This is a genomic window from Actinoplanes auranticolor, assembly GCF_018332655.1.
Classification (GTDB): Bacteria; Actinomycetota; Actinomycetes; order Mycobacteriales; family Micromonosporaceae; genus Actinoplanes; species Actinoplanes auranticolor.
The window spans coordinates 58,716-66,968 of record NZ_BOQL01000007.1; the positions used below are offsets into that span (position 1 = coordinate 58,716).

At 71.8% G+C, this 8,253-nt stretch carries 7 protein-coding genes; 2 read left to right on the forward strand and 5 right to left on the reverse strand.

The window, feature by feature from the left end:
* Positions 1 to 38 precede the first annotated feature (38 nt).
* The 5 genes from Aau02nite_RS04450 to Aau02nite_RS46190 form a co-directional block, all read right to left on the reverse strand.
* Positions 39 to 2,468 (reverse strand): glycogen/starch/alpha-glucan phosphorylase, encoded by a 2,430-nt coding sequence (locus tag Aau02nite_RS04450; protein ID WP_212987016.1) that lies wholly within the window; start codon positions 2,466 to 2,468, stop codon positions 39 to 41.
* A gap of 107 nt (positions 2,469 to 2,575) precedes the next feature.
* The gene (locus Aau02nite_RS04455; protein ID WP_212987017.1) at positions 2,576 to 3,187 is read right to left on the reverse strand and encodes a hypothetical protein; all 612 of its coding nucleotides are present in this window, start codon (positions 3,185 to 3,187) and stop codon (positions 2,576 to 2,578) included.
* 108 nt (positions 3,188 to 3,295) lie between these two features.
* Positions 3,296 to 5,212 carry an ATP-binding protein gene (locus Aau02nite_RS04460; RefSeq protein ID WP_246594889.1) on the reverse strand — a complete coding sequence of 639 codons (1,917 nt, stop codon included), beginning with the start codon at positions 5,210 to 5,212 and terminating at the stop codon, positions 3,296 to 3,298.
* 1 nt (position 5,213) lies between these two features.
* Positions 5,214 to 5,774, reverse strand: coding sequence for a sensor histidine kinase (locus Aau02nite_RS46185; RefSeq protein ID WP_246594890.1), 561 nt, complete (start codon positions 5,772 to 5,774; stop codon positions 5,214 to 5,216).
* On the reverse strand, positions 5,771 to 6,532 hold the full coding sequence (locus Aau02nite_RS46190) for a GAF domain-containing protein (RefSeq protein ID WP_246594891.1): 762 nt from the start codon (positions 6,530 to 6,532) through the stop codon (positions 5,771 to 5,773). The genes Aau02nite_RS46185 and Aau02nite_RS46190 overlap by 4 nt, the downstream gene beginning before the upstream one ends.
* A gap of 442 nt (positions 6,533 to 6,974) precedes the next feature.
* Here Aau02nite_RS46190 and Aau02nite_RS04470 point away from each other — a divergent pair, with 442 nt between their 5' ends.
* A complete protein-coding gene (locus tag Aau02nite_RS04470; RefSeq protein ID WP_212987018.1) occupies positions 6,975 to 7,610 on the forward strand; it encodes a DUF6230 family protein in 636 nt (211 codons plus the stop codon).
* A gap of 82 nt (positions 7,611 to 7,692) precedes the next feature.
* Positions 7,693 to 8,253, forward strand: a 561-nt coding sequence (locus tag Aau02nite_RS04475) for a DUF6114 domain-containing protein (RefSeq protein WP_246594892.1), incomplete at its 3' end; no start/stop codon positions are given.

Here is an 8,253-nt window from a genome sequence, read left to right on the forward strand (position 1 = left end):
TGTAACGAACTTGCATGGGTCTTCCGCCGCGGGTGGGCTCAGCCGTCGATGCGCAGCGGCGTGACGTGCCAGATGTCACGGCAGTAGTCGCGCACCGTGCGGTCGGAGGAGAAGAAGCCGCTGCGCGCCGTGTTGAGGATCGACGTACGGGTCCAGCCCTCCCGGTCCCGCCAGGCCCGGGCCACCTGGTCCTGACAGTCCACGTAGGCGCGGTAGTCGGCCAGCGTCAGGTACTCGTCGCGGTGCAACAGGTCGTCCACGATGTCCTTGTCGTAGTGGGCGACCGTGTCGAGCACCTCCCGCAGCTCCGCGTCCCGGTCGTAGTAGGCGCGCGGGTCGTAGCCGCGTTCGCGGACCGCGGCCACCTCGGTGGTGTCGAGACCGAAGAGGAAGAAGTTGTCCGCGCCGACCCGGTCGCGGATCTCCACGTTGGCGCCGTCCAGGGTGCCGATGGTGAGCGCGCCGTTGAGGGCCAGCTTCATGTTGCTGGTGCCGGAGGCCTCCTTGCCGGCCAGCGAGATCTGCTCGGACAGGTCCGCGGCCGGGATGATCAGCTGGGCCCGCGAGACGTTGTAGTCCGGCAGGAAGACCATCTTCAGGTACGGCGAGACGACCGGGTCCTCGTTGACCAGGTCCGCCACGGTGTTGGCCAGGCGCATGATCCGCTTGGCCGCGTAGTAGCCCGGCGCCGCCTTGCCGCCGAACACGATCGTGCGGGGCACCACGTCCACGACCTGGTCGCGGCGGATCCGGTGGTACTGGGCGACGACGTGCAGCACCCGCAGCAGCTGCCGCTTGTACTCGTGGAAGCGCTTGATCATGACGTCGCAGAGCGCGTCCGGGTCGATCGCCACGCCCGTCGCCGCGAGCGCGTGCCGGGCCAGGTCCTCGCGGTTGAGCCGCTTGATCTCGCGCCACCGCTCGCGGAAGGCGGAATCGTCGGCGGCGGGCTCCAGCTCCACCAGCCGGTCCAGGTCGGTGAGCCACGCTTGGCCGCCCAGCCGCTCGCTGATCAGGCCGGACAGCCGCGGGTTGGCCAGCCGCACGAACCGGCGCGGCGAGACCCCGTTGGTGACGTTGTGGAAGCGCCCCGGCCACAGCTCGGCGAACCCGCGCAGGGTGGTGGCCGCCAGCAGGCGCGAGTGCAGCTCGGCGACGCCGTTGACCGCCGAGCTGCCCACCACGGCCAGGTGGGCCATCCGGACCCGCTGCTCGCCGCCCTCCTGAATGATCGACAACTCCCGCAGCTTGGCGTCGTCACCCGGGTAGCGGGCCGCGACCTCCTGCAGGAACAGGTGGTTGATCAGGAAGATGATCTCCATGTGCCGCGGCAGCAGCCGCTGCACCAGCGCCACCGGCCAGGTCTCCAGCGCCTCGGGCAGCAGCGTGTGACACGTGTACGCGAACACGCGCCGGGTGATCGACCAGGCCCGGTCCCACTCCAGGCCCTCCTCGTCGACCAGCATCCGCATGAGCTCGGCGATGGCCATCACCGGATGGGTGTCGTTGAGCTGGATGACCACCTTGCCGGCGAAGTCGTCCCAGTCGCTGTTGCGCAGCCGGAACCGCCGCACGATGTCGCGCAGCGCGCAGGTGACCAGGAAGTGCTGCTGCTTGAGGCGCAGCTCGCGGCCCAGCTCGGTGCTGTCGTCCGGGTACAGGACCTTGCTGATGTTCTCCGAGCGGACGATCTCCTCGACGGCCTCGCCGTACTGGCCGGCGCCGAAGCGGGACAGGTCGAAGGACTCGCGGGCGGCCCGGGCGCGCCACAGCCGGATGATGTTGACGGTGCTGGTCCCGTACCCGGGCACCAGCATGTGGCTGGGCTCGCCCAGCACGACCTCGCCGGGCACCCAGCTCTTACGCACGCCGTCCAGCGGCTCGACGTGGCCGTAGAACCCGACCGTCTGCTGGTCGTCGGAGGCGTGGAACTCCCACGGGTTGCCGTAGAAGGTCCAGTCGTCGGGGCGCTCGACCTGGCCGCCGTCCTGGAAGGCCTGCTTGAAGATGCCGAAGTCGTAGCGGATGCCGTAACCGACCGCGGGGATGTCCTGCGACGCCATGGCGTCCAGCAGGCAGGCCGCGAGCCGGCCCAGGCCGCCGTTGCCCAGGCCGGGCTCGACGTCGAGGGCGTCCAGATCCGAGCTCGACAGCCCGAGTCCCTCCAGCGCGCGGTGCGCGCTGTCCTCGGTGCCGGAGTAGAGCAGGTTCTGGTCGAGCTGCTTGCCGAGCATGTACTCGGCCGACAGGTAGTAGATGAACCGGGGATTGGCCCGGTAGTGCGCGGCCGCCGTCCGGATGTAGCGGTCGACCAGTCTGTTGCGCACGGTCAGCGCGAGCGAGTGGTAAGTGTCCTGCGCACTGGCCGACTCCAGGGTGGTGCCGCGCTGGTAGTACAGGTTGCTGAGCAGGTCGCGCCCGAAGTCGCCGGGCGTGTCGCCGGAATGCGGCGACGTCACGTAGGTCACGGCTGGTCCCTCCCGACGGTGATCCGTCCCTCGACGGTCTCACGGGGAGTATCGACGCTCAGCGGAAACGCCCCGCTCCGGGGTGCGGAACGGGGCGATTCGCGGCCTTAGGCGGACAAGTCGTCGGAGATTTCGTCCTCCGGGTCCTCGGTGGGGTCCTCGTCCGGCTCGGGGCTGGTCGGCGTGGGCTCGGCGGTGGGGGTGGGCTCCGCGGTGGGCGTGGGCTCCACGGTGGGACTGGGCTGCACGGGCGGCGTGGGCTGCACAGTCGGCGTGGGGGTCGGAGTGACCACCGGGCTCTTCTTCTGCGAGACCGATACCTTGGTGGCCGTGTAGGCGGTGCCGGTGCGGGTGCCGTTGACGGTGATCCGGGCGCCGACGGCGACCGTCTTGAGCGTGGTCCGCTTGCCGTTGACGACCACGCGCAGGCTCGCCGGCACGGTGACGGTGACGGTCTGCTTGCGCACGTCCTTGGTGCCACCGGTGGCCAGCAGCGTCACGGTCCCGGCGGCGGCGTCGACCGCGGTGACCTTGCCGGACGCGGTGAACGGCGTCCGGACGGGCTTCTTGGTCTTGCTCGGCTTCGGGTTGGCCTTGGCCTTCTGCGCGGTGACCGGCCGGTCGGCCGGCTGGGCGAAGGCGACGGCGGCCGGGCCGACGGCGGGAACGGCGATCCCGGCGGCCAGCAGGGCGGCGACAGCAGTACGACGCAGACGCATCGGGAGATCTCCTTGTTCGGGGGTGAGTTCAACCTCGCCCCGCCGGGGTGCGAAATCCGGCCCCGCCCGGTTGCGGACCGGTTGCCGGGCCCGCCGGCCGGCGACGGTTCAGGCCGCGGCGGCGACCGGCAGGGTGACGGTGAAGGTGCTGCCCTCACCCAGCCGGGACTCGACCGTGACCGAGCCGCCGTGCTCGGCGACGATGTTGCGCACGATCGCCAGGCCCAGACCCGAGCCCTGCACCGCCTGGTCCATCGCGTTGGCCGCCCGGTGGAAGGGGGTGAACAGCCCGGCCAGATCCCCCGGCGGGATGCCGATCCCGGTGTCGGTCACGCTCAGCACCGCCCCGCCGGGCGCCGCGCGCAGCCGGTAGCTGACCGTCCCGCCGGGCCCGGTGAACTTCACCGCGTTGTCCAGCAGATTGCGCATTGCCCGCTCGAGCTGCCGGGCATCACCGTCGACGAAGACCTGCTCGGTCTCCCCGGTCAGCGTCAGCTCACGGCGCCGGGCCAGCGGCTCGAACTCGCTGAGCAGCGCCGCGGCCACCTCGGCCAGGTCGACCCGGGCGACGGCCGCGCCGACCGCGTGATTCGCCCGGTCCAGCAGCAGCAGGTCACCGATCGTCTCCTGCAGACGGTGGGCATTGCGCAGGATCGCGGTGACGCCGCGCTCCTGCAGCGGGGACAGGTCGCCGCCGTCGCCGTCGGCGAGCATCTCGGTGTAGCCGAGGATGCTGGTCAGCGGGGTACGCAGCTCGTGGGTCACGGTGGCGACGAAGGCGTTTTTACGCTCGTCGAGCACCCGCAGCTCGGTGATCAGCCGGGCCTGACGGCGCTGCAGGCGCTGCTGGCGCGCGGTGTGGTCCACCTCGCGGGCCACGGTGGCGAGCAGGCGCCGTTCGTCGGCCGTCCAGTCCGGCCGGTCGTGGCGCACGACGTGGATGAGCCCGATCGGACACTCCGCGTCGCCGCCGATCGCCACCGCCACGCCGCCGCAGACCTCCGGCACCGGCAGCACCGCGCCCGCCTCCCCGGCCAGCACCTCCTGCACGGTCCGCGCCGCCATCGGGGGCGCCTCCTCGGGCCAGCGGACGTCGACGCCGTGGGCGTCACCGATGGAGAACTTGCTGTACACGGCGTCCGCGCCGAGCGCCCGGCCGACCAGCGCGACCACCCGCCCGGCGGCCTCGGTGGGATCCTCGGTCTCGCGCAACGCGACCGCCACCGCCTGGCGCAGCTCGGTACGGGCCATCCGGGCCTCGTCCTCGGCGAGCAGCCGCTGCGTCTCGGCGGCGAGGCGGTTGAGGGTCCCGATCACGGCACGCGTCTCCTCCGGTCCGGCGGGCACCGCCCGCGCGGACAACTCCCCGGCGGCCAGCCGTTGCAGGGTCATCCGGATGTGCTCGAGCGGGGCCAGCAGCAGCCGCCGTGCGACCGAGGCGAGCATCAGGGTCACGGCCAGGAAGCCGACGGCGAGCAACGCGAACAGGATCTGGGCCAGCCGGGCGGCGCGCCGGTCCGCCGCGGCGACCCGGTCCATCTCGGCCCGCAGCGCCCCGGCGACGGCGGCGTTGGCCTTGCGGATCTCGTCGAACAGCTCCTTGCCGCGGCCGGTCTGCGAGTAGCCGGGGTCCGCGACACCGGCGTTGACGACCGGGTAGGCGAACGCGTACAGCCACCGGGACGCGGCGGCGCGCTCGGCGGCGAGCAGCCGCAGCACGGTCGGATCGGTGGTCCCCGCGGCGACCTCGTCGAACATGGTGAACGCACCGATGCGCCCCTGGTCGTACGGCTGCAGGAACTGTTCGTCGCCGGTCAGCTGGAAGCCCCGGACGCCGGTCTCGGCGTCGGTCATGTGCTGCAGCACCGCGGTGTTGGCGTCCCGCGCGGCCTCGACCCGGGCCACCCGCCGTTCGTGGCGGCTCTGCAGACTGTCGCTGACCATGAACTGGGTCACCACGACGCCGATGAACAGCACCAGGACCGCGATGACACCCGCGTCGACCCGGGCCCTGACCGAGGCCACCTCAGGCGTCCGCGGGGGTGTGGGAGACCGGCAGCGTGAACGAGATCGTGGTGCCGCCGCCGGGCGTGGCGTCGGCCCGGATCCGGCCGCCGTGCCGGGCGACGATCCGCTCGCAGGTGGAGAGCCCGACGCCGTGCCCGGCGGTGCCGCCGGTCCCGGCCCGCGCGAACATCTCGAACACCCGCCGGCGCTGGTCGGCGGGGATGCCGATGCCGTTGTCGCGGACCGTGACGACGTACTCGTCCTCCTGCCGCCGGGCGCACACCTCGACCCGGCACTTCCGGGCCGGGTCGCGGTACTTGACCGCGTTGCCGATGAGCGCCTGCATCCGGCCGACCGCCCGCACGGTGGCCCCGATCCACTTGCGGCCCTGCGCGTCGATCTCCGTGGCGTAGTGGTCGCCGAGCAGTTCCAGGTAGCCGTTGACGACCGCCAGCGGCGCCGCCAGGTCGTGGCTCACCACGGCGGCGAACTGCTCGAGCTCGGTGTTGGAACGCAGCAGCTCGGCGTGGGCGACCCGCAGCGCCTGCCGCTGGGCCCGGTCCGCGGTGACGTCGGTCATCGCCACGACCGCCCGAGCGGGGTGCCGTCGGCGGCGGTGAGGGCGCTCCCGCCCACGACGACGTGCCGCGCCGGAAGGCCGTCGGGGCGGATGACGAGCTCGGCCTCGCTCACCGCACCGCCGTGCAGGACCTGCAGCAGGGGGATCTCCTCGCTGGGGATCGGGGTGACACCGTCGGCGCGGAAGAGCCGGTAGTGCTCGGCGAAGTCGGCCGGCTCGACCGAGGGGTCGGCGTCGAGGCCGTGCCAGTCCCGGGCGGTCCGGTTGAAGACGGTGAGGTGCCCGGACCGGTCGGCGGCGACCACCGCCACGTCGATGGTGTCCAGCACGGTGTCGGTGAACCGCTGGCGGGCCTCGGCCTCGATCGCCGGCTCGGCGGTGATGCGGGCCTGCCGGCGCCGCTCGAACAGGGCGAGGATCACCCCGGCCAGGTCCTCGAGGCGCGCTCTCTGCTCGCCGGTCAGCTCCCGCGGCACCGAGTCGAAGACACACAGCGTGCCCAGCGCGTGTCCCTGCGGCGTGACCAGCGGCGCCGAGGCGTAGAACCGCACATCGGCGAGCACCCCGGTGACCCAGGGGTTGTCGCGGTAGACAGGGTCGGTGCGGGCGTCGCGGACGTGGACGAACGTCCCCTCCCGCAGCCGCCGGCCGCACATCGCGGCGACCCGGACGACCGCCGTCAGCTCGTCGTCGGCGGGTGCGTCGAGCACGCGGTACTCGTGCAACGCGGCCAGGCGTTGCTGCTCGTCTCCGCTCAACACCCGTTCCTCTCCGCACGACGGGAACAGCCCCCGTGACCTAGTTCGGCAGGTATTGCTGGGACTTGAACCGGGCGGCACGCACGCTGAGTGCACACACCTGAGAGCTTCCTGAAAGTTGTTACCGATCCGTAACTTCCGGGTCCCGCGTACGTGTGGTGACGATCACATGCCCGGCGGTCGACCGATGTGTCCATTTGCGATGCATCTCACCGTGGCGCACCCCGGCCACAGTCACCGTCAGTGATAGATCTCGGCAGCGGGCCCTGTTACTGGCCGGTAGCCAGAGCTCTTGTCCTGGTCCGCGGCTGGAGGCAACATTTCCCGCACGTTAAGACGGCCGCATCGACGGGCCTGCATACCGAGGGCCGATCCGAGTGGCCCGCGATGCGCGCCGTACGGCGGTGCGGTCGCAGCCGTTCGAGTTCCCCTAGGAGGATCCGTGAAGGATGCGCAAGGCGATCCGGCCTACGGTCGCACCAACTGGCGCCGTTTCGCCGTAGCGGTGGCGGTTCCCACCGCGGCCGCCGGTGCCTTGGTGTTCGGCCTGGCCAACGGGGCGTTCGCCGCCTCGTTCGCCATCTCCGGCCAGCCGTTCAAGATCTCGGCCGACAGGCTCGACGGCACCGGCTTCGCGCAGTACGGCGGCCAGCTGGAGACCGCCAAGAGCGGCGACCAGGACGTCCCGGTCGCCATGTCGGGTATCGCCTCGGCGAAGCTCTACAACCTGTGCCAGTCGGTACGGGCCCCGGGCTCGCCGATCAGCCTGACCATCCGGGCCGGCCGCGACGCCAACGCCCCGGCCAAGGCGACCAACCTGCTGATCGGCATGTCGGAGCTCAACGGCAACGCGGAGTTCACGAACATCAACATCGGCCAGGACGCGTCGACGCTGGGTCAGGGTGGCCCGGAGGCCAAGGGCCCGCTGGGCGCTTTCGGCCAGGAGGCCTCCCGCGTCGTGATCACCGACCTGAAGCAGACCGCGGTCTCCACCACGGCCGGCACGTTCACGCTGACCGGCCTCAACCTGAAGATCAACTTCCCGGGCAAGGACGGCAACCCACCGGAGTGCTTCTGAGGTAGTACCCGAGGCCCGCGGAGATCACCGGCCGCGGGCCTCCACCATGCCGGGGGCCCAGCACGATTTTCTGGAGGAGTAAGTGGCAACAACCAACGCGTCGGACGGCGGCTTCCGCCGCTGGCGGCGAAGCAGGCCCTTCTGGGGCGGCCTGCTGCTCCTGATCGCCGGGCTGGAGCTGTTCCTCAGCGCCAACCTGACCCTCGGCGACCTCGAGGTCCACATGGGCCCGGAGGGTTTCCTGTCCTACCTGCTGCCGCTGCTGCTGGTGCTGACCGGAGTGCTGAGCTGGGTGACCCCGGGCCAGCGCCTCTTCTACGGCGTCCTGGGCCTGCTCACCGCGGTGTACTCGCTGGTCGGGCTCAACCTGGGCGGCTTCGGGCTCGGCATGCTGCTCGGCATCGTCGGCGGCGCGCTCGTACTGGCCTGGGCGCCCACCCGGCCCGGGCCTGCGGCGCCGGCCGCGTCCGGCCGAGAGCCGGAGGCGCCCGGCACCGACGAGGACCCGGTGGCGCAAGAGCAGGACCGGCATCCGCACGCGCACGACCCCGCGACCACCATGATCGTGCCCGGCTTCCCCGGCGGTCCGGACGACCACGGCAGCGCGCCCGCACCCCTGCGCCCGGCCCAGCAGAGCGGTCCG